The organism is Methylobacterium segetis, assembly GCF_004348265.1.
GTDB classification, from domain to species: domain Bacteria; phylum Pseudomonadota; class Alphaproteobacteria; order Rhizobiales; family Beijerinckiaceae; genus Methylobacterium; species Methylobacterium segetis.
On the sequence record NZ_SMNT01000087.1, the window covers coordinates 1 to 25985 of the forward strand.

Consider the following 25985-nt stretch of genomic DNA (forward strand, 5'->3'; position numbering starts at 1 on the left):
TTGAGATCATGCGGGCTGACGTCGGCACCGCGTTTGATCCCGTCTGCTTTGCCGCTCTGGAGCGGGTGCTTGCAGCCGTGGAAGGTGATCTCAGTCGGGCAGCCTGAGTGTTCAGAAGCTGCGGTCCGGCTGGCGTGAGGCACGCCAGCCGGATCCCTCAAGGTCAGACAGCCCCGAGTGCGACCCTGTCGAGGCTGCGGCTGATGCTGGCCACGCCCCCGGCTGCCGTTTGCATGTTTGCCGAGATCTCGCGGGTCACCGCGCTCTGCTCCTCGATCGCGCTTGCCACGCCCGTCACGTAGCTCTGCACCGTCGCCACCGTCGAGCTGATCGCCGCCAGAAGCCCGACCACATCACCCGACACGCGCTGCATCTCCACGATCTGGTCCGAGATCCGCGCCGTCGCACCCGTCGTTTGACTGGCGAGCGCCTTCACCTCACCGGCCACGACCGCGAAGCCCTTGCCCGCCTCGCCGGCCCGGGCCGACTCGATCGTGGCGTTGAGCGCCAGAAGGTTGATCTGCTCGGCGACCTTGGTGATCGTCTGCACCACCCCATCCATCGCCCGCGCCGCATCCTGCAACTGTGTGGTCGCCCGGTCGGCGGCGAGCGTGCGGGTGTGGATGTCGTCCACGGCGGCCTTCGATTGCGCCATGTTCCCGCTGATCTCGGTGACGGAGGCGCTCATCTCCTCAGCGGCCGACGCTACCGCCTGCACGTTGTCGAGGGTCTGCTTCGTCGCCTCAGTGGCCTCGAGCCGCGCCTGAACGCTCGCCGTGATGTCGGAGGCGTACTTCACGACCTTGAACGGCGTGCCGTTCATGTCGAAGATCGGGTTGTAGGTGGCCTGCAGCCAGATCTCGCGACCCTGGCGCCCACGCCGCCTGTAGACGCCCGCCTTGAACTCGCCCCGGCTCAGATCGGTCCAGAAGGCCTGATACTCGCGGCTGTCCGCGTGCTCAGGCTCGACGAACATCCGGTGGTGCTGGCCCTGGATCTCAGCGAGGCTGTAGCCGACCGTCTCGAGGAAGTTCTCGTTGGCGTCGAGGATGGTACCGTCCACCGCGAAGGCGATCACCGCCTGCGAGCGGCCGATCGCCTGGATCTGCCCGTTGACGTCGGCGGCGTGCAGCTTCTGGGTGGTGACGTCGGTGGCGCACTTGATCACCTTGAAGGGGCGCCCAGAGGCATCGAAGACCGGATTGTAGCTCGCCTGCAGCCAGATCTCGCGGCCGCCCTTGGACAGGCGCCGGTACTCGCCGGACTGGAACTCGCCCCGGCCGAGCCGCTGCCAGAAGTCGGCGTATTCCCAGCTCGCCGCGTGGGCTGGATCGACGAACATGCGGTGGTGCTGGCCGCGCACCGCCTCAAGGGGGTAGCCCACAGCCGTGAGAAAGTTCTCGTTCGCGTCGAGGATCGTGCCGTCGAGCGCGAAGTGGATGACGGCCTGCGCCTTGTTGATCGCCGCGATCTGCCCTTCGAACTCGGCATTGCGCTGCTTCTGGGCGGTGATGTCGGTGGCGAACTTCACCACCTTCACGAGCTTCCCGCCGCCGCCGAAGACGGGGGTGTAGGTGGCCTGGATCCAGACCTCGCGGCCGCCCTTGGCGAGGCGGCGGTACTCGGCTGCCTGGAACTGACCGGACCGCAGCGCCTCCCAGAACGCCACGTAGGTAGGGCTAGTGGCCTCCGCCGGATCCACGAAGATGCGGTGGTGCTGACCGGCCACCTCGTCCAGTGTGTAGCCCATCGTGGCGAGGAAATTCTCGTTCGCGCTGAGGATCGTGCCGTCCGGCGCGAACTCGATGGTCGCCAGCGAGCGGCTCAGTGCGTCGAGCTTGGCCTTGAGATCAGCATGGTCCTTGAACTTGCCGAACATGCCAGGCCTCCGTGGGTACGCTCTGCCTTGCGTCAGCAGCAGCGGTTTTGATGGGGAGAGTGGGGTCAGCGCGGCTGGTGCGCGGTCATCGCGCCGATGAGGCGGTTGATGCTGGCTTCCAGCGCCTCGACCTGCTGCACGAAGTCACGCGGCCGGCTAGCCGGGGTCTTGCCGCCCGCACGGGTTGCTGCCTCGAAGTGCTCGGTGGCCATCATGAGCTCTCGGCGCAGCGCCTGCAGGTAGCCGGACAGTTCCGTGAGAGAGTGCCGGTCCTTCTCCAGGCCGCGACGGCGAGCCTCGATCAGGCTCGTTTGCTCGGGGGCTGGCAGGAACAGGCTGACGACGTTCGAGTGGCTGGCGTGCATGCGAACGGTCCGCTGCTGCGGGCGCACGACCGCTCACAGCTAGAGCAAGGCTCGGCTGTAGGGGTGGAGCGCACGGCTGCCTGAAAGGCAGCATTGTATGGAGGCAGAGTGGATGAGGGGCGGCGTTCGCCAGCCCCTAGTCATCTGCAACCATAAAGTGACTGAGATTCCATAATTAAAGGTTAACTTGGACGCCGCTCGAAAATAGATCGGCACTAACATATGTGTGTTCAGCTGAGGATTGCCGATGCAACCAGAATTTTTGTCATACTGAGACACAATCCCCTCGCTCGAACGCACCGAGCAACTTGAGGTCAGGCGTTAACGAATCACTACTTACTGTCGCAGCTTCAAATCGGCTCGCCATCCCACCCCATGGACGTCCACGGCGGCGAACAACCTCGCGCTCGAAGGCCAGGAAGTACTCAACACGGCCCTCAACATTCTTGAGCGGCCGGCAATCGATCTCCGCCACGTACTTGGCGCCGTCGGCTCGGTAGTTCGTCAGGTAGCCATGGAACCGCTCGCCTGCCGCGAGGGCTTGCGCGAACTGATCCAGAGCCGGACGTCTGGTCTCACGGCCCTGCATGAAGCGCGGGCTGATGCCAACTACCTCCGCAATTGGCCGGCCAACAAGCTGGCTGAAGGCCGCGTTGGCATAGAGGATGGTGGGACCCGGCCTCTCGGACTTCGCATCCGTGACCACGACACCGACGGCCGAGCTGTGAGCGAAGGCGCGGATCACCTCAAGAACGGTCATCACCAAGCCGATTGGTAGAGCTGAAGCTCCAGGAAGGCAGGCGATAGAGCATCGTCGCCTTCGCTACTACCGGCACAGAGGCATGCCCCACCCTCGTTCCTTGCTGCCTTGGCGCGTGATGCTCGTCCGGTTGCAATGCCTGCGCGAGATTATAACCGATCCTCCTCAGCCGGCGACAAGGTGAAGGTGTGTCTCCCGCGCGTGACTGACCTTGATCTGGTTACGGCCCGCCCGCTTAGCGTCATAAAGAGCCTCGTCTGCTGCCGCGCACATCGCACCCGGCGTTTTCGCCAGCGCGTCGTGCGCTACACCGCAGCTGACGGTTACGACGCTGTGGGGATTGGCCACGTGCGGCATGGCTCGGGCAGCCACGGTCTCACAGATGCGGTGAGCGACGATCTCGGCGCCCCGCGCGTCTGTCTCGGGAAGGATGACGGCAAACTCCTCGCCACCAATTCGGCAAGCCGTGTCGCTCGCGCGGCCCAACGCAGCCTCGATAGAGCGGGCAATCAGTTTGAGCGCCTCATCCCCTTGCTGATGGCCATAGCGATCGTTGAAGCCCTTGAAGCAATCCGCATCCAGCAAAAGTAGTGACAGAGATAGGCTTTGCCGCTGGCAGCGCCGCCATTCGCGTGCAAGCACCTCATCGTACCGGCGTCGGTTCGCCAGCCCAGTCAGCGGATCGGTGAGGGCCAGCTGCTCCAGCTCAGCGTTCAGGGCCGCGGTCGCGCGCTCCGCCGCTTTTCGCTGAATCAGCTCGCACCGAAACAGCCACGTCAGCACCATCGTGATGGCGCACAGGCTGAGAACCACGGCCCCGATCACGAGCGCCTTGCGCCACCACTCGACATAGATGTCCTCCGGTTTGACCGCGATGCTGAGATGCAGAGGAAGGTCGCCGACCTGCGTGAACACGAAGCTGCGCGTGCCTTCGCCCATCATGGCAGCTCCCTCGAAGCTGCCGTCCTTCGCTTGTACGAGCTTCTGGTAGCTGTCGGTCGCTGAGACGCTGCGACCGATCTCCAGCTCATCGTAGGGCTCACGCATCACGATCGAGCCGCCGGGCCCAGATAGGGTGATGTTGCCGAGGTGGTCCCCGACGGCCGCGAACAACTGACGAAAGTAGTCGAGGTAGACCGAGCCGATCGCGACACCCGCAAACGAACCGTCCGGGCCGGAGAGGCGCCGGCTGAGGATCAACACACGCCGGCCGGTGAGGCGTGAGATGATCGGCTGGCTGATGTGCAGACCGGGATCATCGTGGGTGGCATGGTACTGGAAGTACTCACGGTCGGCGTAGTTCAGGGGCGGAACGTCGAGCGACTTCGAGCTGATGACCAGGTTGCCGAGCTTGTCGAACACGAGCGTGTGGCCGAAGTTCTCGGCGGTAGCAGCGCGGTCGAACAGGATGAGCTGGCGGGTTGCCGGATCGGCATTGACCACGGCGGGCAGCTTCATGCCATCCACGATGGCGCGCAACGAGAGGTCGTACAGCTCGATGTTGCGGGCGATGTCGCGCCCTAGCACCTGAACGAGGCTATGAGAGGCGATGCGGGTGCGCCGAGCCGCGTCCAGGCGCATGTCCCAGAGCATGATCGCTGAGACGGCACACAGCCCCACGACCGTGAGTAGATTGAGAATTGTAAGCCAGCGCGCTGAATGCATCCAGTTCAGCGAATAGGTTGATCTAAGGTTGCCTAACACTGCTAGCCCCTGCTCTGACCGTAGATCGTAGGGCAGTGACGTTGCTGAAACTTTTATAGTGCGGCTGTCTCGGCAGTTGCGGGCGTGGCGCTGCGCAGCCCGATCAGGGCTCGCTCCGCAGGCGGGTAGATGCGCATGCTTCTGCTGTGCCCTACGCAGAAACGACCTTTTCCGAGACCAAGCGGAAGGAGAGCTCGACAGCTTCAAATCGGGCGCGTTCTCCGTTTGAAATTGGTCTTGAAAGCTGGGTCTCGTTACCTCACGCCTGCGGCGAGAAACGAGACCGCCTCATGCCCTGGCTGCGAGGTAGGGCAGAAGGCACCGACGCGGGCGTTTCTCAGACAGCGTGCTTGGTGGGCGCCTCCGTCTTCAGGGCGGGATGTCCCGGTTCTCACGAATCCGCTTACGGGAGGCGGCGGTATACAGAAGGGTCAGCCGTCGAATGGCCGCTGTGGAGGCGCTGCTCACATTCGCTGGATGGCAGGAATGGGCGCATAGTTGCCGGCCGGGTTTGGCCGAAGGCGGAACGGCGGCTTTCGGCATCTGAACCGCAGCAGCGGACGTTCACCGCAGTTCGCGCGATGCTGGTGAAGGCACACCGACATTCCAAGCGCCGAGACCGCATGCGAGGCGATCAAGCCGACAGTGACCGCTCAAGGAAGGCGGCGTTCGCCACATGAGCGATCGCCGGCATCATGTCTGCGGCTGCGGCGGGTCGGCCAAGGTAGAAGCCTTGAAGGAGGTCTACCTGGAGCCCGAGAAGGATGTCCCGCTGCTCCTGCGTCTCGACACCCTCCATGAGAACCTGAGAGCCTGTGCCTCGGACAAGATCGACGATCCCCCGCAGCATTTCCGCGCCCTTCGGTGTCGAACTCGCTTGTAAGAAGGAACGGTCAATTTTCACCGCGTCGAACTCAACCTCCCGAACGCACGAGAGTCCCGCAAACCCAGTGCCAAAATCGTCGAGCCAGATTCTCACGCCCAGCAACCTGAGCTCCTGAATGCTCTGCACGATCTCCGGCTGTCCCTCGATCTGAAGCCCCTCGGTCACCTCGATGATAAGGCGCTGGGGCGCCACCCCGAACTCGGTCAAAATCGCGGCGACCGACAGCGGAAACCCTGGCGATCTCAGCTGCAGGGCCGAGACATTCACGCTGACTGCAGGCACGAGCTGTCCGACCAGCAATTCACGGCACGCTGTCCGGATCGCCCACCGTCCGAGCTGCACGATCAGGCCCATCTGCTCAGCCAAGGGAATGAAGACGGCCGGGGAAATGCTCTTCCCGCTCGGCGTTCTCAGTCGCATCAGGGCTTCGACGGCCACAACTCGTCCCGACCGATCCCGAATCGGCTGGTAGACCAGCGAGACAAGGTTCCGACTTTCCGCCGTGCGCAGTAGATCAGCTATGTTTTCGTTGACGTCTAATTGGTTCGGATCGTTGCGGTCGAAGATTCGGACACAATTCCGATTCCCGTTCTTCGCATTATACAATGCACGGTCAGCCTCGGTTACGAGCCGTTCAAATTTCGATCCCGGAATATCGTCACTCAGTGCGGCACCGATGCTGACCGTCACAACATGTGACTGGTCGGGACGCTGCTCGTGGGGGATCTGAAGATCTTCAACGGAGTGCCGGACACTCTCCGCAATGGCGGCGATATTTTTGCGGGACGTGGCCGGCACGAGCAGAATGAACTCCTCGCCGCCAAACCTCCCGAGGACGCAATGTTCGCCCTCGACCGCCTTCACCATGGCCTTCGCCACGGCCACGAGGCAGGTGTCACCCTTCTGATGGCCGTAACAGTCGTTGTAGCGCTTGAAAAAGTCGACATCGATGAGGACGACAGCGAAGCTCCTCTGCGAGGTTTGCCACGCTTGCCAGAAGACACGAAGTTGGTCGTCGATGGCACGACGGTTGGCGAGGCTGGTGAGCGCGTCCGTGGATGACAGGCGCAGCAGCGCCTCACCACGCTCGATCGCCTCTTCCTGCCGGATCTCTGCCCGAACCGAATTCAGAATGACCAAGTACCGCTCGTCGTTCAGTTTCCAGTTTACGAAAAGCGTCAAGGCATAAGTCGAAAAATATAGCGTAGACACCACAAATAAATACTGCACGCTGAGATAAAACTCATGCAGCAGCGTGATTTGCGAGAAAAGCAGAATCGAGGTCGATGAGACGGCAGCAACAAAGAAGCGGAAGTTGAAGAACACGTTCTGTCCAAGCATGAATATGACACCGTACGTCACATAGTACGGCAGGACATCACGATTTTGGCTGCAGCTCGCGATCAACAACCAAGTCGCGAACGCGACCACAGTCGCCGCTGCACACTCCGTCTCGATAATTAGGGAACGAGCGCCGCGCCGAAACAGAACTTCAGTACAGGATAGAAACGCCGCCCCAATAACAAATCTCGCAATGATACTGGCAAGCGCTACGTCATGGATGAGGATAATGTCGGCGACAAAGAATATGACATACACGAAATTTCCGAGATGCGCTGAGATCCGCGTGTTTCGCCGCTGCCACTCCTCACGACGGGCCTCATAAAGAGCATTCAGGGCAGGCGACCGCTTCGCGTACCAAGCTCTACTGAGCTCGACGTCAATTTGTTCTGCGAGGGTCGGCGTCATTCACAGCATCCAACTGCCCGTCGATCGAAGCTAGCCCGTCTCGAAATGAATTATACGCTTTCAAGCAAGCGGCCTGTCCCCAGCGCAGGGACGCTCAGTTCTAGCGCAACCGAAGTTCACAGATGCTTAGCGGTGGCCCAATCCCTGTCGCGCCTGCATGGCACCCAGGCGAGAAACCCGGTTGAAGTGAAATTTCACCTGATCGGATGAGCTCAATTCTATCCGGCCTCACACGGCGGCATCAGCGTTGGAAGGCGGCGTGTATCCGGTGACCTGCCAGCGCCTCATCGTCGAACAAGACCGGCCGTCGGGAGGAGTTTGAGGCTCCGTCCTCGTACGGCTCGGGCAATGCTCCTTGCACTCAGCGGCAAGGTCGCTGGCGCGAGCACCTGTGGACAGCGGCGAGCGATCTGTGGACGTCACCCCCGAGGCATCTGTGCAAAATTACCCCTAAAGAGGTAAGGAACTGTTAAGGTTACAGCCTCGGGGATTGCGTGTGGATCACCTAAACGTCCTTCTCTCTGAGGCTCAGGCCCGCCTCGCTGCGAGCCCTGGTTCCGACACCATCGATTGGCTCGCGCGGGAGTTGGCTACGTCTTTCGATGCAGCCTCGTCGGCAGGAGAGCTGGCGGCGTTTCAGGCGTTCTGTCAGGCACATCCGCTCTCAGAGGTCTTCCTGTCGGATCCTTACTCTCGCCGTGCGTTCGAGAAGCCGCGAGGCTACGCCGGCGACGCGGTGATGCTCGATTTTATCTACCGTCCCACGGCGTCACGGGCTAACGGTCTGGCGGGCGTTGTTCATCAGGCAACAACCACGCTCCCGAACGCCAAGAGCATCTTGTGGCGCCGAGACTACTTGGCGACCATCATTTACAAATACATGCGGCAGCGGGAGATGGCGGAGGTTCTGTCTGTCGCGTCCGGGCATATGCGTGAACTGGACGCACTCCGATTACTGACATCTGACAACAACGTACAGTTCACGGCACTTGATCAGGACGGTTCGTCGATCGTCGAAGCCAAGGGCACTTACCCCGAGTACCGCATAGCCGGTCTGCGACGCACCTTCGCAACTCTGATAAGAGGAAATAAAGTTACGAAAAAATATGATCTGATTTACTCGGCAGGGCTTTTTGATTACCTTCATGACGCGACAGCAACTGCGTTGATTGGAGCCATGTTTCCTCGGCTGAAGCCAGGAGGCATGCTATCGATCGGAAATTTCACACCTGACAGCCACGGCCGTGGCTTTATGGCTGGCTTCATGGATTGGTGCCTCATCTATCGCAATGAAGACGACCTACGCTCTCTGGCGCAGAAAGCATGCCCAACAGCGTCCTACCGGATTTTCCGCGATCAACCACGAAACGTTGTCTATTTAGAAATCTTTGCGGAGCAAGGTGGGTCGGCGAGCTCCACGTAGTGTCCGCCGCCGCCTACCCTGACCTTGTGCGGGCACGGTCGGCTCTGAGTGGAGACGTTGGTTTGGCTAGCCTAACTGGCGGCGAGGAAGCAGCAGAGGAAGCGTCTTTTGTTGATCAACAGCTGTCGCTCCGAGACGGTATAGCTTCTACGCCTTCAGGCACTCTCCATGATCCATCTTCGCCACCGCCTGTTCACTCTCGGGATCATCGTCACGGGGGCAGGTGCGGGTCGGATGTTAGCAGTGAACGATATCGACTCCGCATATGAGAAATGCGCGATCGCCGGCTTGGTGGCGATTATCGTTGTTCAACTCCGTCATCTATGCGGCCTGATGCGAAACTCCTGAAGCTCGTCCACAGCCGCTCTGTCCTACAGACGGACTGCGAGGTACTTCTGGAGCTCTCCGATTGCCTATGCGCGTGACCCGAGATGCGCTGGACAGACTCAGCTGTGATGTCCGCCAACGCTGTCCTTCTCTTCGTCGCGATTTTGATTCTTGTTGCTGTCGGTCATCTCTATCCAAAACTGCAACAGGCACATCGGCGTGTGGTACTGGCTATTGCGCTTGGCCTGATGGCAGCTCTGATTTTGCTTCTATCTAACGGACGCCTGTGAGGAAAATCGTTCCTTTCTGGTCTGCACCGGAGCAAGGACGCGGATAGCACCTGCTTAGCGGCCGTAGCGCATGAGGCTGAACAGGCTTGATGATGCAATGACGCAGCCCAGCCCGAGCAGGCAGAAGAATCTAAGGAAGCTCGCTGAACGGCCACGCGCGATCAACGCTGCAAGACCACGAAGCCGAGCAACAGACCAGCGGAAACGCTCTTGAGGTGCCCTCCTCAGGCTCGTGAGAAGGAGGCTAGTGCGCCTCACAGCCAAGACAACTGCAAAGGTTAATACACCCTGAGGGGGGCTAGTTCGAAACTGGGGTGATGTCTTGCAAGCCCCTCAGGATGTCATGGAGCGCATCCTGGGGAGTTGATGCCGACTGTCGAGCTGGGCACAGCCACAGGATGCTACCAGCCGCTGCACATGTTCCTGAAGCGACAGTACCTTTCGCTATCCACGTACCCGGCCGGACAGCGGCGAACACAAGCCCCAGTTGCGAACTTGAAGGGTAGCGGACACAGACGTCCGAGCCGCTATTGGTAGACGTTAGGCTGGGTTGGGCTCTGCGCCGCTCCTGGATCAGCCGTGCCTGCAAAAAGCCCAACGGCGAGCCAGAGAGGAGTTGCGCAAGGCAGGCGAGAGGACTCAGCGGCTCCGATGTATGGACCTCGCGTCAACTCGCATGGTCTTCAGGCATTCAACCAGCACTGCCTTCGATGATCTGAACGAGGCACAGGAGTAGGCCAAGGACTGTCTGACCCGCCATAGGGACGTCCCATCTGGCGCCGTCACCCGCCAATGAAAATCCTGGATCGATTAGGCGAGATTCAGAGGTGGCGTGTCAGTGAAACAACGGCAAGCTTCCACCTAAAACTGCGAGACCGGCAATGAGAAGAGTCCCGGAAATACTCTCCAGTAGCGACTCATGCTGGTAATGTTGCAGCGAGAGATATGCCGCACTTATGGCGAATGTAAGCAGCACGGCGACGATCATTGGCACGAAATTCATAACGCCCCCCATCAGAACAGTTTTACAACATTTCAGAGACAGATTCAGGGATGCAGCAGGGTTATCCCGAGTTAACTGCACATTGATCTAAGTTAAGCAGGCTGCTTGATACCAGGTGAGACAACCTATGATAGCGGCTTCGGGCGCCGCGCCTGCAGCCCGCGGGCGATCAGCGGACCGAAGCTGAGCCCCCAGCGGCGGATGCTCTTGTAGGCGACGGTTCAGCGTCAAATTGGTGTAACCAAAGGACCTCAGCATCTGAAAGCGATGCGCAATGACGCTCACGATGATCTTGCTGATCCTGATTGTCCTTGGCGTCGGCAATTTCGGCTGGGGTGGCGCTTACCGGCAGGAAAGTTACAGCATCGTCACACTTTTGGTGGTGACTCTAATCATGCTGCGCCTGCTAGGCTGGGTCTAGGTAGCTTGATTGCTCTCGGCCTTAGCGCCTTCGAGCAGAAGGCTCGCGACATCCAAGCCGCGCAGGATCAGGTGCCCTTCGCTCTGAACTGCGCGCTTAACCGCGCTGTGCGCAATACCGAGAACCGCCTAGCTAGAGCTGTTCCCAGTCACATAGCGACTGTCAAGTCGTCTTCGTATCCGGCTGCGGCGAGATAGTTGCCGCACTCCTGCCGGGTGAAGCGGGTGAAAGCTGCCGGATTGCCGCCCAGAGATCTGGGATGGTGCGAGCTGCCGCGCTGTGCAGCAGCGCCTTGAGCTTGGCGAAGGCATGCTCTATCGGGTTGAAATCAGGGATGTAGGACGGCAGGTACATGAGCCTGCGCGCGGACAACGGCGGGCAGATCTCCTGCAGCCGCCGGACGAACGCCTTTAATAGTGGCCAGTGAGACGTGGATCTGAAAACCGATCGCGGCATCATTACCCGCGGAAGTGACATAGGCGGCGACCTCAGAAAGTGCTCCGCCGTCCGTGGAACAACACAATCGGCGAAAGGCCACTTTCGAGAAGCCGTTCGGAGCGGCTGGATGGCGGCTTTGGGCGCAAAGCCGGATGTCCGGTTTCGAGCGACGAGCCAGGGTCAGCTCTTGGCGCATGGCTGTCGAGGGCTGCGGCTTCGGCCCCGTTTCGTCGAACTGTTGATTGGCGTCGGACCTGATCTGTAGCTTGCTCGCGCAAGCATGCTTTCCGCGGAAGTTTTGACAATTTGTCCGCGCGCCACCCGGTGGAGCGAGCATCCCATGTGCTGGGGGATAGGTCCCAATCCGCCACAAGCGGGGACACAGGAATGAGTTTTTGGAGTGATTTTTCGCGAATCGACGCTATCGCAAACAAACTCGTTGCCATGGCGGCCTAGTTAAGAAAACTAGAGCTGGAGGAGATTGGAGGTCCGCCACGATGAACGATCCCCAGTTAACAGCTTCTATCGAATTTTCTTCGAACGACGGATCTACGAAACGGGCCGCGCGACTGAATGCCGTTGCGATTTACATTCTCGCTTGCGAAAGGGGTGGGCAAGCGGGCCTGAAACTTATAACGCCCATAATCGCTATGAACGATCATAAGGGACATCTGGCAATCACTTGGATAAATCAAGCGGCAGAAGTGCAGTTGTCGGCTGTTGCGCATGAAGCATGGGAATTGGTGGGAAATGAACCTGGTAGCAATGTCTCTCATGAGGTTCGCACGGTAGGAGTTCGAGCCCCGTTTATGTCCAAGTGACGCGGCGACCGCTGCCACTTCACAAGGGAAGCTATGTCTGAGTGCCGCGCGGCCAGACATGAACATGCTAGCTCAAGGGGCCCCCAGGGCACTTAGGTATATCCACAGAGTAGAAAATACCTACCAGCAGAAGTCCTGTTGCAAAATCCAAAAAACCGTACAAACATGCATACGATTCAGATGCGGCTGGGTGGGGTTGCATTCAGGCTTGTTCTAACCTGATTTATGTAACTTGGTCTACGGTTAGATAGAGGGACGTAGGCCCGTCATCGGAGAGCCGGCGGACTTGAACTCCGCCATACGCGGTCGACATCGGCTGCGACATCAAATCGCTCATCATTCTTGATTCAATCCAAGGGTGAAATGCGTCTTGATGTGCATCTGCATGCGACGCATCGCCCTTCCCGCAGAGGGCGAGTACATGGCGATTCCAGGCGCATCAAACATTGAAGCTTTTCTGACAGCAAAACAGGCCGCTGCTCAACTTGGCGTGCACTACTGGTTGCTTCTGAAGCTCATTAAAGAGGGATCGATTCCGACATATACGTTTGGGAATTCCCGCAAGCGAGTGCGCACCTCTGAGATTGTTTCGTTTATTGAGGCGAGCCGGCAGGGAGGCGCACAATGAGCGACTCCGCGCGGCCAGTGGTGGAACGATCCGATAGTACGGAAGCTGTGGCTTTCCTCCAGAAGCTTCATTCGCAATGCGCCGTCCAGATTGTGACGATGCTTCCCGATGGGCGGCCTTCCGCCCGAACTTTCGAGGCTGACCAAAAACTCGAAATGGAGAAATTTATCGAGTCCAAACAGGGCACGCACAACATATACTTCTCTGTCAATCAGCTGAGAGTATCAGCGGCAAATAAGAAGGCCGCGAAGGCGGATGTCGTGAGCTCGCACTGCCTTCACGTGGATATCGACGATGTATCGGCACTACCGCGCGTCCTCAATGCAAAAAAGCCGCCGACTGCAGTGATCTTTTCCGGCGGCGGATACCAGGTCTTTTACCGGCTTAAGTCCGAGGTGTTTGATCTCGAATTGATCGAGCGATGCAATGCTGCTCTCGCTAAGGAGCTCGGAGGCGACAATTGTTCAAACGCTGACCGGATCATGCGAGTGCCGTGCACGGTCAATGTGCCCAATAAGAAGAAGCGGGCAAATGGTCGGAAGCCTGTCGTCGCGTACGTAGTCGAGGAGGGGACCGATTGGTCTCGTGAGTATAGCATAGAGGATTTCGACCAAACCACGTTCGATATCGGCCGTCGGGCGGACTCTGCCGTCATGCAGGGGCCAATCAATCCGATTTCGCTTCATGATTTGCCATCAGAAGTCACCGCAGCAACCCGACAACTCATCGAATTTGGTGATGATCCTCAGCGGCCGATCGGAAGCGGTGCCAGCCGTTATCATTCGCGTAGTGAGGTCGTGTTTCGGGTTGCGTGTGATCTCGCGCGCGCCGGCATCGCGGACGAGGTGATCGCGGGCGTACTGCTCAATCCCGCACTCGGCATTTCAGCTTCGATCCTCACGAAGCGGGCACCTCAGAATTATGCCCTAAGACAGGCCGTTCAGGGGCGGCTCGCGGTCGGCAAGGCTTGGCCAGATGTTGCCAAGAACGGTGTGCCACGATCTACGCTGCGGAACACGCTCGTCGCGATTAGTCGTCTTGGGCTCCACTGCGAGTACGACGAGTTTCATCAGCGGAAAATTATCGGTGGGCACACGCTACAGGCGTTTCAAGGCGAGCTCAGCGACGACGGTTGTGCGGTGCTGCGCAATGAAATCCTTCGACAATTCGGTTTCGACCCAGGCAAGGACCATACCCGAGAGGCTGCGAACACGTGCTGCCTGGAGAACATGTACCACCCAATTCGCGATTATCTCGCCGGGCTGGAATGGGATCGACAGCCGCGTCTAGCGCGATGGCTCGTCGATTACCTGGGTGCCGACGACACGCCACTCAACCAAGCTTTCGGTGAGCTCATTCTCGTAGCCGCCGTACGGCGCGTGAGGCAGCCAGGTTGTAAGTTCGACACGGTGTTGGTTCTCGAAGGACCGCAGGGCAGCGGAAAATCGACGGCCATCCAGATCCTGGCGGGCCCGGACAACTTCTCTGACCAGGAGATCCTCACGCTCGATGCGAAGGCGCAAATGGAAGCCGTCGAGGGAGTATGGATATACGAACTCGCTGAGCTTGCAGGCCTACGCAGGGCAGACACGACGCGGGTCAAGGCATTTGCATCGCGGTCGGTCGATCAGGCGCGACTCGCCTACGGCCGCTTTCGCGAAAAGAGGCCGCGCCAGAACGTGTTCATCGGGACTACGAACGATGATCAGTACCTCCACGACGCCACGGGCAATCGCCGGTTCTGGCCGGTGAAAACTCGCGAAATTCGCCTCGAGGCGCTCAGTCGAGACCGGGATCAGCTGTGGGCGGAGGCGGCACTCGTCGAAGCAACTGGGGCGAGCCTGACGCTGGAGGAAGGTCTGTGGGAGGTAGCCCGGGAGGCGCAGGAAGCTCGCATGGAAGACGAGCCTTGGATGGATGTCCTGCAGAATCTGTCCACCGAGCGAACTGATGGCGCAGGTAACGCGGCGTCAGGCGATCTTAAGTTGGTTGACGGCATGTACAGAATATCCACAAGCAGCTTGCTGCTAGTCCTGGGTCTCGAGACTCAGAACGTCGCCGCTTGGCAGCTGAAGCGGCTTGCTAACTGCATGCGCAAGCTGGGATTTGAGGGGCCCAGTAATTTTAAATTTGATGGCAAAGTCATGAAGGGGTATCAGATCACCGCAGACAAGATCGCCCAGATTAGCAACCCCACCCCAGATTATTAGTAGCGGTAGCGGGTGGTAGCGGGTTTTAGGTTGGGCTGGACAGTGCGTCTGTCGAGCATACAGAGATACCGGACCAGATCTTATCCCCGCTACTGCCGCTACTGCCGCTACCGACCCACCGCTTGGCGGGCATTGGACCGAGTTCCTCAACCTTCAACCCACTGTATTTCGTTCCGCGTTAAAATACAGCCGGTTGTATTCCTACGAATTTCGCCGCGATTCGCGGCATTCGTGGTTGCGAGTGTGGTTACAGGTAGATCTCGCCTGAAATCTCGAGCCTCTGCTTGGTTCTGCGTTAACCGCGCTCTCGGGCGAGTAATTGTTCGCTGTGCAACCGCGTGTTTTCCTTTTCAAGTATCTCGTGGAGTACGCGTCGTGTCGCAAAACACCTTCAACGTCAGTTTGACTAAGCGCGACCGCAAGCGGAAGCTGCGATCGGGTGACATCGTCGTGAACTCGCGCTGGGTTCTCAACTACAAGGACCCAAAGACTGGGCAGCGTGTGCAGCTTTTCTTCGAACGCCAGAAAGAGGCGATCGCCAAGCGCAACGAGATCCAGGCCGCCGTTGAGGCGCGGGCGTACGTGCCGCGACGCGAGGTCATCACCGTCGGTGAGGCCGTTGCGTGCTGGTTGGAGAGCCGGCGCGGCGACGTGAAGGGGCGGACCCTCCACGGCTACGAGCAGGGCGCGCGCTACATCACCGGCCCCCTACTGGTCTCAGCAACAGCTACTCAGCGACGTGCCTTCACCGAGACGGGTCTCGTGCCGCAGGGCGCCAGCCTCAAGCCGATGCTGGGCGAGATCCGCATCGATCGTCTCGGGACCGGTGAGATCCGGGCCTGGCACAAGCTGCTGGTGCAGGAGGTCGGCCCCTCGACGGCGAGCCGCGCTCGCAAATACCTCGGCAGCGCCTTGGCACTCGCCGCCGAAGATCTGGGCATCCGGCCCCCGATGATGCCGACGCGGCTCAAGGCTGCTCCGCGCGTCCGCAAGACGATTCTCACGCCAGAGCAGATCGCCAAGTTGCTCACTGTGGCTGAGGCTGACCCAGAGAAGGGCATCTATGTCGCCTTCCCCTTTCTCGCCGGCACGCGCCCGAGCGAGCAACTTGGCCTGATGTGGGAGGACGTCGACTTTGAGGCCAATGTCATCCGCGTCCGGCGCATGCAGGAGATGGATGGGCGAATGTGCGAGGTTACGAAGACAGACGCGGGCCGCCGCGCGATCCCGATCCCGGCCCGCCTGCGGGCGATGCTCGTGGCGTGGAAAGCCCGGTGCCCACGCCGCGATGGCGAGCCGCATCGCGTCTTTCCGGGTCTCGGGACGCGTCAGGCGTGGCCGTTGCCGAGGATCGGCGGTGGAGGCACCCTCCTCTACTCGAACTACCGGTCTCGGATCTGGGCGCCGCTTCTGGAACGGGCTGGTGTCCCGTACGTCACGCCCCATTCTGCTCGCCACTCGTTCATCTCGACGCTGCAGGCTGAAGGCGTCGAGGTTGGTCTCGTGGCAAAGATTGCCGGACATGCGAGCCCAGCCGTGACGCTCAGCCACTATACGCAGGCTGTGCGCGGGGGTGAGGTTGCTCTCGCTGCACTCGACAGAGCTTACGCTGGGTAGTTGCCGAGACCTTCCGCGCGTTTAGTAGAAACTGTCATCCCTTTTAGCCGCTCCGGATAGCGTTCCCCGGCGGAATAAAGAAATGTACTTATGATAGTAGGCTATTAACTGCGCTTTATGGCGAGTAATTGTTCGAGCCGTCGCTGCATGTTTTTCTACTTGTTAGGAAAACAGAATGAATGGAGCGACAACAGTGGCCAACTCTTCGTCGGTTACCTGCCCCCGCAGCTGCAAGCAGGATCAGCGCGACGAGCGTCATATTGCTGCTCTCCATGTTGAAGCCGCTCGCCAGCACGCCGCCGCTGCTGATGCCCATGCCCTGGCCGTCGAAATGCACTCCGAGGTCGTCGCGCCGAGTGAGGAGGCGCCTGATACCATCGTGTTCGAGGCGAACAACGCGAGCGCCGATGCGGCGACGCAGGGCGACACGGCCGCGGAGGCGAGCTCCATCGCTGGTGTGTCGTTCAGCGAGATCAGCGAAGCGCTGCGCGAGGCAGCCGACGCTCTCCGTCAGGCTGAAGATGGAGAGGACCCGCGCGATGCTCACGCCGTCGCGGCAAAGTTTCATGCAGCAGCCGCGCGCCTGCACGCCGGAGTGGCTGAAGTGCTGGCTCCAGGCCGCGAGGAGGCCGAGGATGCTCGCGCTGAGGCTGAGAGCGCCGCAATGCGATGCGACGATGCTGTGGCCTGCACTCTGGATTGCTCTTCCTGACCCTTTGCAGACCTCCGGAACGTCCGCTTTAGGGTCGGTGACGCAGAACACCCGGCTGTCGCCCTTCCGCCTCGAAAACCTGTTGTCCAACAAACCGGATTTTGAGCGGCCCGAAGACCGGCGGGTGGTCTGGCCCGACAGCAAGACCGGCGGCATGTCGAAGCCGCTCAGCGCCGAAGCACTCCGGCGGCTCGACGCCGCGCCCCGCTACCTGGAGTCCGACTTGGTCATCCCGTCGCTGTTCGACGGCTCAAAGCCCATGTTCAAGCACACCTACTCGGCGGGGTGGCGGCGCATGCTCGAGCGGGCCGGCGTTCCCCATTGCGGCACCCACGCCGTCCGCCACGGCGCGGCTACCGACATCGCCAACTCGGGCGTCCCGGCGAAGGTCGGCATGGCGCTCACCGCTCATAAGACCGTCACCATGTTCATGCACTACGTCCACACCGAAGAAGCAGGGGGCCAAGAGGCTTACCATGTCAATTGCCTCGGGCTGAGCGGCGAATCCGATCGGGACCTCATGCCGCGCATCAACGAAGGCGACTACACGTTCGCCACGAACAATGTGGCCGACTTCCGCAAACTCTACGGCAAACAGGAGCTTCACGCCGAGCTGGTCATCATCATCCCGCAAGTCGTCCCGGCTCGCCAGCGCCCCCAGCTCGACAGCCTTTTCGACGCCGTCGAAGGCGAACCTGAGTTGGTCAACCAGATCGTTGAGATCACCCTGGAGGGCGAGGAGGTCCTGTTCACGAGCTACGACCTGCGCGGAGTGGATGATGCCGACTAAAACTGTCGCGGCGCCCGCCCTGGCCAGCTTTGCAGCTTGGCTGGAACGGCGACCAAGGCAGTCGAACGCGTCGATTAGGTCTGCCGTTGAACATACCTACAAGCTGGTCGCCTCCGAGAAACACGCCGGCGTTGCCGGTGCGGACGTTCACCAATGACCGACATCATGAGCCCCGCCGAGCGGAGCGCCCGCATGGCGCTGATCCGAAGCAAGGACACGAAGCCCGAGTTGATCGTCCGTCGCTTGGCCCACCGGCTTGGCTTCCGGTACAGGTTGCACCGGAAGGACTTGCCGGGCAGACCCGACCTAACCTTCCCGGCTCGTCGCAAGGTCATCTACGTCCATGGCTGCTTTTGGCACCACCATTCCGGCTGCAAGGTGGCGCACCTGCCGGCAAGCCGCCGTGACTACTGGTCAGGAAAGTTCACGCGGAACGTGGAGAGGGATGCGCGAAACCTCGCCGACGTCATGGCCTTAGGCTGGCAACCCCTCATAGTCTGGGAGTGCGAAACTCGCGACCCGGCTAGGCTCGAGAGGGTCCTGACCGAGTTCTTGGGCCCTCGACATGGGCAAAAAAATAAACCTGGCGCCTCCAATATCCCTGATTCATAAGCCGTCGGGGAATTACAACGCGCGATGCAGAGCGGGCACCTCTAGATGACGAATAAGAGCGTGGTGCCGAGTGCCAACGGACGCCCAACCTATGTCGACGTGTTCGCGGGCTGCGGCGGGCTCAGCCTGGGCCTAGAGCGGTCAGGTTGGCAAGGCTTGTTCGCGGTCGAAAAGGATCGCTTCGCCTTCGAGACGCTGAGTGCCAATTTCCTTCAAGCCGGGTCCAAGTTCACGTACGAATGGCCGGCGTGGCTCGAGCGATGCGCTTGGACGGTAGAGAGGCTGCTTTCTGAACATAGGCGCGAGCTGTTCAAGCTTCGCGGCAATGTCGATCTCCTCGCAGGAGGTCCGCCTTGCCAAGGCTTCTCAAGTGCTGGCCGCAGGCGTCCGGATGATCCCCGCAACACGATGATCGAGCGCTACCTCGAGTTGGTCGATTTACTCGAGCCTCGCTTGCTCCTGCTTGAGAACGTCCGCGGGTTCATGCAGGACTTCAAGGCGGGAGCCAAGGCTGCCAAGCTAGTACGTGAAAACTTCGCCGCGCAGCTCACACGCCGCTTGTCCTACCGCTACGAGGTGCAGTCGACCTTGCTACGGGCGTCGGATTTTGGAGTCCCCCAGACGAGACCGCGCTTCATCCTGATCGGCGTCCGCCGAGGGTCGGGACTGCCTGCCGCGCCGCTCGACGACCTTGCCTCCGCCCGCGACGCCGTGCTCGCCCGTTGGGGGCTAAGAGCGGGCACCTCGGCGAGGGAAGCTCTTTCAGACCTCGAGATCGGGCGCAACGAATTGGTTAGGTGCGCCGATAGTCCTGGGTTTGAGGCTATCGGGTACCGCGAGCCCCTCACGCCGTTCCAGCGTGCGATGCGCGACGGGGATGATAAACCGCCTACCGACACACGCTTGGCCAAGCACACCGCTCAGGTGAGGGAAAGGTTCGCCAACATTATCGAGATGTGCCGCGAGCAGGAACGGTCCACCCGGTCACTCTCGCCAGCGATGCGCGATACCCTTGGCCTGCGGAAGATGGCGACCCGAGTGCTGGACCCGTCAGAGCCCGCACCGACCGTCACGAGCATGCCGGACGACCTCCTACACTACGGCGAGCCGCGGACCTTGACGGTCCGCGAGAACGCCCGCCTCCAGACGTTCCCCGACTGGTTCGTCTTCAAGGGCAAGTACACGACCGGCGGGCACTTGCGGCGGGTTGAAGTTCCGCGCTTCACGCAGGTTGCGAACGCAGTCCCGCCGCTCCTCGCGGAGATCTTGGGTGAGCGATTGCGGACCTACTGCCTAGGCAGTGAGCCGTCGGAAGCCACGCCGGCCATCTGCGTCTCGCCGGCCTTGCTCGCCTCCTGAACCAGCTCCTCTACGCCAGCAATCTGTGCAGCGAGCGCGGGCTCGCCGGCTGCGTCCGCCATCTCCTTGAGCAGGCTCAGCAACGCTCGGAGGTTGTCGGAGTGGTTCAGCAGCTTGAGCCGCAAAGCGATCATCCCGTCCTGGTCGAACGGCTCCTGGCGGCCTTCAAGCACAAGCTTGCCGCCCTGGATGACCGCCCGCCTGTGCGCGAAGTCGTTGCGGGGGGTGATGACCTCGCTCTGATACCGGTTCAGGCCCTCGATCAAGTGGATCTCGTTGATCCGGTCCGCGATCTTCTTGATCTCCGTCTGGAGCACGGTCAGGCGCAGAGCTGCACCGAAGGCTGGCTCGTGCAAGAGCTTGTCCAGCCGCCCTTTCCGGGCAAGCTTGTCGATGTCCTCGGCCTTGCTGCGCAAGCTATGCGCTACCTGGGCGCCGATATCTGCCGCGAACACCTCGGCTCCGGTCGGGTAAACGATCGCCTGGACGATTTCGAGGCATTGGATCATAGCCTGATCGAGGTCGCTCGTCGCGGCCATCACGATCCCGCGCATGTGGTTAAGGTCGAGGACCTTTCGCATTTGCGACCTGATGAGGCCCATCGTGCGCTCGCTCAGGCTGGTCCGATGGAAGCAGTAGACGCCATCGATGTCCTGGTCGAAGATCAGCTTGCGGAGGGCCTGCGGCGCCTCGGAGCTGTAGAACACGATGTCGGTGTCGCGGAACGAGCGGCGCACCCCGCGCGCAACAGTCGCGCCATCGTGCCCCCCGCCGAGCTTCCAATCCATGAGCACAAGGTCGACATCGTGCTGGGCCGGCAGATTGGCGAGTGGATCGCCACTGCCCGCCACCACCACCCGCATGTCGACGTTCGGTTCGAAGCCGAGGCGGGCGAGCCCGTTCCGGATCCGGTCCTCATGGTACTTGGTGTTGTCAGGCTGGTCCTCGAACCAGAGGATGCGGTACTCGAGCCTCATACCCGGAAATTAGCCCCTAATGCGGATCACGAATCTGGCCCCTTCCCGGTCGCGTTCCGCCGTGATCGAGCCGCCGAGGTCATCGAGGATTTGGGCGACGTGGTAAAGGCCCAAGCCCGACCCCTCTGAGGTGGTAAACCCCTTCTCGAACAATCGCGACAAGTCGGGCAGGGCCTCCCCGAAACCGTTGCCGTCATCCTGGACGGTGATCCTCAGCTCCTTGGCGGACGGTTGCTCGATCATGAAGCTGATCTCGCCCGCGTCCGCGCGGCCGGCGTTGCTTACCAAGTTGTCGATCAGGATGGCTACCTCGATCGGTTTGAAGGTCCGGACCAAACCCTTCGCGCTTGAAGTGATACTCATTCGAACACCGGTGTCGGAAAATACCGGTGCCACCCGCTCGATGTACTCGACGATGTAGGCGGCCAGATCCTCCTGAATATTCTCCGAGTCCAAGCGGAAGTTGGCCTTCGTAGCGAATCGGGCTGTAGACAGAACCTTCTTGTTCTGGAACGCGATGTTCTCGAACGTACTGAGCAACGCCTCCCTGTCGGGCAGCTCGCCGCGGCGAAGCATCTCAAATTGCCCGTTAATGATCTCTCCGATCGCCGATGCGTGGATAATGATCTGGTGGTGGAGGACCTCGACCGTCTCCTTGTCGAGGCTCGTGATGGACGTGAGGAAAAGGTTTCGCTTGCGCTCTTCCTCGAAGCTCTTCGTCGCGACGTCAGCGCGGTGCGAGGCTTCGAAGGCCTGCCGCTCGGCATCGCGTCGGGCCGTGCGCTCGCGCTCGGCTACCTCGCGAGCGGCTGCCTCTGCGCGCTGAAGCTCTTGGAAGCGAGTCGCCGCAGCCTCGATGTCGAAGAGCATCGCTGCATTCCCGGACTTCTCGGCAAGGACGCGAAGGCCGGCTAAAGACTCCGTGAAGCCATCTGACCGCTCGTTCAAGAGCCGGACAAGCTCGCGGTTGTAGTCGAGCAACTCCACGCCCTCGGTGCCGGCGAGTTGGGTCACGATGGCTGTGATCCGCGCGCTCGCATGGTCGCCACGTAGCCGGGAGATGTCCTCCGCATCGAGGTCGAGCGCGTCTTTCCAGTTGACGCCGACTACGTACCGTTCGAGGCGCCGCAAGCACTTTTCATCAAAACAATCGCTCAGCTGCTGGTACGCTGGCGTGTCGATCAAACCCTGGTTCCGGCTCGTCGATTCCCGGAAGTTCTCGTCGCTGCCCGCGACGTCGAGGCGGCCGATGATGTCGCGGGTGCCAAGGAAGCGGGCGTAGCCTTGCTGCTTGCGCCGATCGATGCCGAACGTATCGACGCCCTCTTCACCGATCGGGAAGATTCGAAATCCATTCTTGAAGAGGAATACCGAGCCGAACTGAACGGATGGGACGCCCATCCGACTCGCGAACGTCTTCTTCGCCGAGCGATTCAGGAAGAACAGGTTGCAGCTAAAGCCCGACCCGGCGAGCAAGGGATATGGATTCGGTTCGCGAATGCTGTAGATTAGCGCGCCGCGGTCGTCCAACGTCGAGAGGAGGTGCTCCCCATCGTCCGAGATCTTGACTTCCAAGTGGGCCGTCTTGCCCTTCAGTGTTTCGAAGATGAAGTTGCGGATGGGACCGTTGACCACCTTAAGCAGGCGGGCGTCGTCAGGTGACGCGGCCCTCGACAAGACATCGGCGTCGGCGGGCTCCTCGGCGGGAACCTTCAAGTAGACCTCAAAGGCTTCGCTCAGTCCCCCGAACGGGTTGATCAGCTTGGCCAGGGCAGCGCGCAGCTTGAGAAGCTTGTCGCGGTCCCACGCTTCGCGCAGGCCGCCAATCTCCAACACCGTGCCCGCCTCGTGGGCCGGCAAGCCTTCGGGCAGGTCGAATTCACGGGCACGGGCGTGGTCGACCGGAACGGAGGCGAACTCCTCGCGTGCGTTCCCTTCAAATAGCTCCCAATCGACATTGATGACCTCGACACCTCCGGCGTCCTTGCGCCGGGTCTGCATGCGGAGTGTTTGCCCGAGCCGGTCGCAGGAAAAGCGGCCTACTCCCTTGCTGCCGGCGTACGCCGCGCGGGCGCCGATGCGGTCCCGGTAGTCGCCGGCGTCCTCGGTGCCGTCCTTCTTCGCGGAGTAGGCCACGAAGAGCCATTTGTCGTTGATGTCGTGCAGCGACATCCCCTTGCCGTTATCGATGATGAACAGGCGATCGTCGATAAAGGCCACGTCAACCACGTCCGCCCGCGCGTCGAAGGCGTTCTTGACGAGCTCGAAGATCGCGACGAACTCATCGGTGATCAGATCGCGCCCGATCACCCGCTTCAGCGCGGAGCTGATCCTGAAGTGCAAGGGCGGTTTCGATGGGCTTGGCTTGGCCGCGCTAGCGGCTGACCGGCTGCGCACGAGGCTTGTGGAATTGCTCATCTAGATGTGCGCCGCCTCACCGGATCGCTTGAACGTCCGGTACAATGTTGATCTGGAAACACCCAAGGTAGCAGCGACCTCGCCGACGGTCGTGGCTGGATCCGCAAGTAGCCGTTTCGCGTGCGCCACCTGCTTCCCGGTCAGCTTGGAAGGCCGCCCTCCATTCCGGCCCCGCGCCCTGGCCGCGGCCAAGCCGGCTCGGGTGCGTTCACGAAGAAGGTCGCGCTCCATCTCGGCGAGTGCCGCCATCACGTGGAAAAAAAAGCGACCACTCGGGGTCGAAGTATCAATGCCATCTGTCAGGCTCCGCAGGCCGATCTGGGCTTTCGACAAGTCCTCGACGAAATCCAAGAGCTGCCGGACTGTTCGCCCGAGACGGTCCAGCTTCCAAACCACGAGCGTGTCGCCGGGCCGTAGGTGCGAGAGCGCCTCCCGCAACCCGTCCCGGTTCGCCCTAACGCCGTTGACGATATCCGAGAACATCTTCTCGCAACCGGAGCGGCGGAGGGCGTCGACCTGGAGGTCGAGCTTTTGGTCGATCGTTGAAACCCGGGCGTATCCGATCAGCATAGCGTTTGCGATCGTTGCAAAACTCGCCTCGGATAAGACAGCAGCGACATAGATTTCGCAATGCTGTTTTGCGACGATGCCGTCGTCTGTGCGATCCGGCTCGTGCGGTGCTGATCGCAGCGGATCAAAACCGCTCACTGGCGCGAAGGCTACCGTCCGCTTTCGGGATAGTGGCGGATGTCCGCTGCTGGCGCGCAACAGACGCAGTGTGCCGTTCCACGGGATACGAAGCGCCAACAACGCTTCGGAAAGCGGGCTGCCTGCAACCACGCGGTAACCACGGGTGTCGGCAGACCCTTCCGAAGCGGCTCTGTCGCGCCGGCTTACCATGGTTCCGAAGGAAGAGAACCTGGCGACCCCGGTAGGGCTCGAACCTACGACCTGCCGCTTAGAAGGCGGCTGCTCTATCCAGCTGAGCTACGGGGCCACGGCCGGCGCCTCTCTAACAGAGGGCATGGGACGAGTCATCCGATGCCGCCACCGTCGAGAGTGCGCCCGAGCGCGGGCTGCCTGCGGCCCTCAGGCCTCCTTCTTCCGGCGCCCGGGCCGGCGCTTCTTCTCGCCCTCGTCCGCTGACGCTTCGGCAGTCTCGGCGGGAGCCGACTCGACGGTCTCGTCCGCGGCGCCCTTTGCCGGGGACTTGCGGCGCTGCTGCCCGAGGCCGAGGGCGCGAGCGAGCTCCGAGCGCTGCTCCGAATAGCTCTGCGAGGTCATCGGGTAGTCGGGCGCGAGACCCCACTTCGCACGATACTGTTCCGGCGTCAGCCCACGCAGGGTGAGGTGCCGCCTCAGGGTCTTGTACTGCTTGCCGTCCTCGAAGCTGATCAGATAGTCGGCCGTGACCGACCGGCGAATCTCCTGACTCGTCGCTTTCGGAGGACCCGCTTCAGCACTCGCCCGGCCGTTCCCGGACACGGTGCGGATCGCCTCGTGTACGTCGCTGAGGAGCTTCGGAAGCTCCGCGCTTTGTACATGATTGTTGCTGACGTAAGCCGAAACGATGTCTGCCGCGAGGGTGATGAGGTGCCCCTTGTCGGTCTCTGTCTCGCTCATGCTCATTGGCCATATTATCGTGCGTTGATGATATTCTCGACCGTAAGCTCAGCACCGGCGACCGGCAAGATGTTTTGGGGACGAGAACGTCCGAAAAACGACGATAAATGTGGATGGTTACCACCGATTTTGCAGGCTGCCGGCCCGAAAGACCGTCCGGACTCGAACTTCGTGCGCGCTTTTCCAACGCATCACCGAAATCGCCGGGTGCGAGTTCTGCGCGGGCTGATGCCGGGCAAGGTCTTATCAGGATTGCGCAAAAGCTCTTCATGGCCCGCACGCTCATGCGCATCGATCTTCAGGCTTGAACCCTGAGTTCCGAAGCTCAGCGCGAGGTTCGGGGACGGGCGAGGCGCCGCTCAACAGCGCAGGGCCATCGACATTTCTCGAAACGCCGGCGGCGTGCCGGCGCGCCCTCGACCGGACGGTGCCCCTCGGCTCGACCGCGCGGTATGATTCGTCGGCGCGCACGGCATCGTCCGGCAGAGCCCTGCCGGTGCCGCCTCTCGTGTGTCTGCAGCGTTGGCGTGCGCGGATCAGTCGAGGCCGAGCATCAGACCGATGTTCTGCACGGCCGCGCCGGACGCGCCCTTGCCGAGATTGTCGAGGCGGGCGACCAGGACGGCCTGCGCGTGCTCGTCCGATCCGAAGACCCGCAATTCGAGAAGATCGGAATCGTTGAGGTCTTCCGGCTCCAGGCGCTCCCGATGCGCGCCGGTGGCCGCGCCGGGAACGACCCGGACGAGGTTCTGCCCGGCATACCAGTCGCGCAGAGCGGATTCGAGGTCGCTCGCATCGGGGGTGCCGGGCACGCTTCCGAGATGCAGCGGGATGCTGACCAGCATCCCCTGCCGGAAATTGCCGACGGAGGGCACGAAGATCGGCCGCCTGCTCAGTCCGCTATAGGTCTGCGTCTCGGGCAGGTGCTTGTGCGCGAAACCGAGGCCGTAGAGCTGGAACGGGGGAGCGGCGC

At 61.1% G+C, this 25985-nt stretch carries 21 protein-coding genes, 1 tRNA gene and 3 pseudogenes; 12 read left to right on the plus strand and 13 right to left on the minus strand.

Going from position 1 to position 25985, the window contains the following annotated elements; translation table 11 throughout:
- Positions 1-163: 163 nt before the first annotated feature.
- The 5 genes from E1J50_RS19625 to E1J50_RS19645 form a co-directional block, all read right to left on the minus strand.
- Positions 164-1879 (minus strand): methyl-accepting chemotaxis protein, encoded by a 1716-nt coding sequence (locus tag E1J50_RS19625; RefSeq protein WP_132255514.1) that lies wholly within the window; start codon positions 1877-1879, stop codon positions 164-166.
- Positions 1880-1944: 65 nt separating this feature from the next.
- Positions 1945-2244: a hypothetical protein gene (locus tag E1J50_RS19630; RefSeq protein WP_132255515.1), complete on the minus strand. Its 300-nt coding sequence runs from the start codon at positions 2242-2244 to the stop codon at positions 1945-1947.
- Positions 2245-2509: 265 nt separating this feature from the next.
- A complete protein-coding gene (locus tag E1J50_RS19635; protein WP_132255516.1) occupies positions 2510-3004 on the minus strand; it encodes a PAS domain-containing protein in 495 nt (164 codons plus the stop codon).
- A 165-nt stretch (positions 3005-3169) separates the two neighbouring features.
- Complete coding sequence (locus tag E1J50_RS19640) at positions 3170-4597, minus strand: sensor domain-containing diguanylate cyclase (protein ID WP_165937921.1); 1428 nt, start codon at positions 4595-4597, stop codon at positions 3170-3172.
- Between the two features lie 745 nt (positions 4598-5342).
- Positions 5343-7343, minus strand: a complete 2001-nt coding sequence (locus E1J50_RS19645) for a putative bifunctional diguanylate cyclase/phosphodiesterase (protein ID WP_132255518.1) — start codon at positions 7341-7343, stop codon at positions 5343-5345.
- A 496-nt stretch (positions 7344-7839) separates the two neighbouring features.
- Here E1J50_RS19645 and E1J50_RS19650 point away from each other — a divergent pair, with 496 nt between their 5' ends.
- The gene (locus E1J50_RS19650; RefSeq protein WP_132255519.1) at positions 7840-8766 is read left to right on the plus strand and encodes a class I SAM-dependent methyltransferase; all 927 of its coding nucleotides are present in this window, start codon (positions 7840-7842) and stop codon (positions 8764-8766) included.
- Between the two features lie 431 nt (positions 8767-9197).
- On the plus strand, positions 9198-9383 hold the full coding sequence (locus E1J50_RS27490; protein WP_165937922.1) for a hypothetical protein: 186 nt from the start codon (positions 9198-9200) through the stop codon (positions 9381-9383).
- 1137 nt (positions 9384-10520) lie between these two features.
- Here the strand turns inward: E1J50_RS27490 and E1J50_RS19660 are convergent.
- A pseudogene (locus E1J50_RS19660) lies at positions 10521-10607 on the minus strand (IS6 family transposase); the annotation flags it as partial.
- Between the two features lie 53 nt (positions 10608-10660).
- Between E1J50_RS19660 and E1J50_RS19665 the strand changes: the two are divergent.
- The gene (locus tag E1J50_RS19665) at positions 10661-10807 is read left to right on the plus strand and encodes a DUF3309 domain-containing protein (RefSeq protein WP_132255520.1); all 147 of its coding nucleotides are present in this window, start codon (positions 10661-10663) and stop codon (positions 10805-10807) included.
- A 148-nt stretch (positions 10808-10955) separates the two neighbouring features.
- Here E1J50_RS19665 and E1J50_RS19670 read toward each other — a convergent pair.
- A pseudogene (locus E1J50_RS19670) lies at positions 10956-11167 on the minus strand (IS630 family transposase); the annotation flags it as partial.
- A 575-nt stretch (positions 11168-11742) separates the two neighbouring features.
- On the opposite strand from E1J50_RS19670, the gene E1J50_RS19675 reads away from it, so the two are divergent.
- The 8 genes from E1J50_RS19675 (at position 11743) to E1J50_RS19705 (ending at position 19994) form a co-directional block, all read left to right on the plus strand.
- A complete protein-coding gene (locus E1J50_RS19675) occupies positions 11743-12066 on the plus strand; it encodes a hypothetical protein (protein WP_132255521.1) in 324 nt (107 codons plus the stop codon).
- Positions 12067-12451: 385 nt separating this feature from the next.
- Complete coding sequence (locus E1J50_RS19680) at positions 12452-12694, plus strand: excisionase family DNA-binding protein (RefSeq protein ID WP_165937923.1); 243 nt, start codon at positions 12452-12454, stop codon at positions 12692-12694.
- Positions 12691-14904 (plus strand): VapE domain-containing protein, encoded by a 2214-nt coding sequence (locus tag E1J50_RS19685; RefSeq protein ID WP_132255523.1) that lies wholly within the window; start codon positions 12691-12693, stop codon positions 14902-14904. The genes E1J50_RS19680 and E1J50_RS19685 overlap by 4 nt, the downstream gene beginning before the upstream one ends.
- A gap of 375 nt (positions 14905-15279) precedes the next feature.
- Positions 15280-16521 (plus strand): tyrosine-type recombinase/integrase, encoded by a 1242-nt coding sequence (locus E1J50_RS19690; RefSeq protein WP_132255524.1) that lies wholly within the window; start codon positions 15280-15282, stop codon positions 16519-16521.
- 175 nt (positions 16522-16696) lie between these two features.
- Positions 16697-17233 carry a prolipoprotein diacylglyceryl transferase gene (locus E1J50_RS28175; protein ID WP_245516659.1) on the plus strand — a complete coding sequence of 179 codons (537 nt, stop codon included), beginning with the start codon at positions 16697-16699 and terminating at the stop codon, positions 17231-17233.
- The gene (locus E1J50_RS28575; protein WP_425374953.1) at positions 17157-18023 is read left to right on the plus strand and encodes a tyrosine-type recombinase/integrase; all 867 of its coding nucleotides are present in this window, start codon (positions 17157-17159) and stop codon (positions 18021-18023) included. Before E1J50_RS28175 ends, E1J50_RS28575 begins: the two co-directional genes overlap by 77 nt.
- 165 nt (positions 18024-18188) lie before the next feature.
- Positions 18189-18635 (plus strand): very short patch repair endonuclease, encoded by a 447-nt coding sequence (locus E1J50_RS19700; protein WP_342635918.1) that lies wholly within the window; start codon positions 18189-18191, stop codon positions 18633-18635.
- A 45-nt stretch (positions 18636-18680) separates the two neighbouring features.
- The gene (locus tag E1J50_RS19705; RefSeq protein ID WP_132255527.1) at positions 18681-19994 is read left to right on the plus strand and encodes a DNA cytosine methyltransferase; all 1314 of its coding nucleotides are present in this window, start codon (positions 18681-18683) and stop codon (positions 19992-19994) included.
- On the opposite strand, the gene E1J50_RS19710 is transcribed toward E1J50_RS19705, so the two are convergent.
- From E1J50_RS19710 to E1J50_RS19730, 5 genes are all read right to left on the minus strand, one after another.
- The gene (locus tag E1J50_RS19710) at positions 19922-20971 is read right to left on the minus strand and encodes a response regulator (protein WP_132255528.1); all 1050 of its coding nucleotides are present in this window, start codon (positions 20969-20971) and stop codon (positions 19922-19924) included. The genes E1J50_RS19705 and E1J50_RS19710 overlap by 73 nt on opposite strands.
- Positions 20972-20980: 9 nt before the next feature.
- A complete protein-coding gene (locus tag E1J50_RS19715; protein ID WP_207919251.1) occupies positions 20981-23314 on the minus strand; it encodes an ATP-binding protein in 2334 nt (777 codons plus the stop codon).
- Positions 23315-23389: 75 nt separating this feature from the next.
- Positions 23390-24229 carry a recombinase family protein gene (locus E1J50_RS19720; RefSeq protein WP_425374954.1) on the minus strand — a complete coding sequence of 280 codons (840 nt, stop codon included), beginning with the start codon at positions 24227-24229 and terminating at the stop codon, positions 23390-23392.
- A gap of 80 nt (positions 24230-24309) precedes the next feature.
- A tRNA-Arg gene (locus E1J50_RS19725) sits at positions 24310-24386 on the minus strand.
- A gap of 92 nt (positions 24387-24478) precedes the next feature.
- Positions 24479-25012, minus strand: coding sequence for a Ros/MucR family transcriptional regulator (locus E1J50_RS19730; RefSeq protein ID WP_132255530.1), 534 nt, complete (start codon positions 25010-25012; stop codon positions 24479-24481).
- A 113-nt stretch (positions 25013-25125) separates the two neighbouring features.
- Between E1J50_RS19730 and E1J50_RS19735 the strand changes: the two genes are divergently transcribed.
- On the plus strand, positions 25126-25320 hold the full coding sequence (locus E1J50_RS19735) for a hypothetical protein (protein WP_132255531.1): 195 nt from the start codon (positions 25126-25128) through the stop codon (positions 25318-25320).
- Between the two features lie 228 nt (positions 25321-25548).
- Here E1J50_RS19735 and E1J50_RS19740 read toward each other — a convergent pair.
- Positions 25549-25985, minus strand: a pseudogene (locus E1J50_RS19740) (N-acetyl-gamma-glutamyl-phosphate reductase); the annotation flags it as partial.

Bases quoted from the DNA above. Each gene is read 5' to 3' on its own strand.
- E1J50_RS19685 (WP_132255523.1), top strand. From the start codon at position 12,691: ATGAGCGACTCCGCGCGGCCAGTGGTGGAACGATCCGATAGTACGGAA.
- E1J50_RS19675 (WP_132255521.1), top strand. From the start codon at position 11,743: ATGAACGATCCCCAGTTAACAGCTTCTATCGAATTTTCTTCGAACGAC.
- E1J50_RS28575 (WP_425374953.1), top strand. From the start codon at position 17,157: ATGCTCGCGCTGAGGCTGAGAGCGCCGCAATGCGATGCGACGATGCTG.
- E1J50_RS19665 (WP_132255520.1), top strand. From the start codon at position 10,661: ATGACGCTCACGATGATCTTGCTGATCCTGATTGTCCTTGGCGTCGGC.
- E1J50_RS19630 (WP_132255515.1), bottom strand. From the start codon at position 2,244: ATGCACGCCAGCCACTCGAACGTCGTCAGCCTGTTCCTGCCAGCCCCC.
- E1J50_RS19730 (WP_132255530.1), bottom strand. From the start codon at position 25,012: ATGAGCGAGACAGAGACCGACAAGGGGCACCTCATCACCCTCGCGGCA.
- E1J50_RS19640 (WP_165937921.1), bottom strand. From the start codon at position 4,597: ATGCTCTGGGACATGCGCCTGGACGCGGCTCGGCGCACCCGCATCGCC.
- E1J50_RS19735 (WP_132255531.1), top strand. From the start codon at position 25,126: ATGGTTACCACCGATTTTGCAGGCTGCCGGCCCGAAAGACCGTCCGGA.
- E1J50_RS19625 (WP_132255514.1), bottom strand. From the start codon at position 1,879: ATGTTCGGCAAGTTCAAGGACCATGCTGATCTCAAGGCCAAGCTCGAC.
- E1J50_RS19705 (WP_132255527.1), top strand. From the start codon at position 18,681: ATGACGAATAAGAGCGTGGTGCCGAGTGCCAACGGACGCCCAACCTAT.
- E1J50_RS19710 (WP_132255528.1), bottom strand. From the start codon at position 20,971: ATGAGGCTCGAGTACCGCATCCTCTGGTTCGAGGACCAGCCTGACAAC.
- E1J50_RS19635 (WP_132255516.1), bottom strand. From the start codon at position 3,004: ATGACCGTTCTTGAGGTGATCCGCGCCTTCGCTCACAGCTCGGCCGTC.
- E1J50_RS19680 (WP_165937923.1), top strand. From the start codon at position 12,452: ATGCGACGCATCGCCCTTCCCGCAGAGGGCGAGTACATGGCGATTCCA.
- E1J50_RS19700 (WP_342635918.1), top strand. From the start codon at position 18,189: ATGAGCCCCGCCGAGCGGAGCGCCCGCATGGCGCTGATCCGAAGCAAG.
- E1J50_RS27490 (WP_165937922.1), top strand. From the start codon at position 9,198: ATGCGCTGGACAGACTCAGCTGTGATGTCCGCCAACGCTGTCCTTCTC.
- E1J50_RS19645 (WP_132255518.1), bottom strand. From the start codon at position 7,343: ATGACGCCGACCCTCGCAGAACAAATTGACGTCGAGCTCAGTAGAGCT.
- E1J50_RS28175 (WP_245516659.1), top strand. From the start codon at position 16,697: ATGAATGGAGCGACAACAGTGGCCAACTCTTCGTCGGTTACCTGCCCC.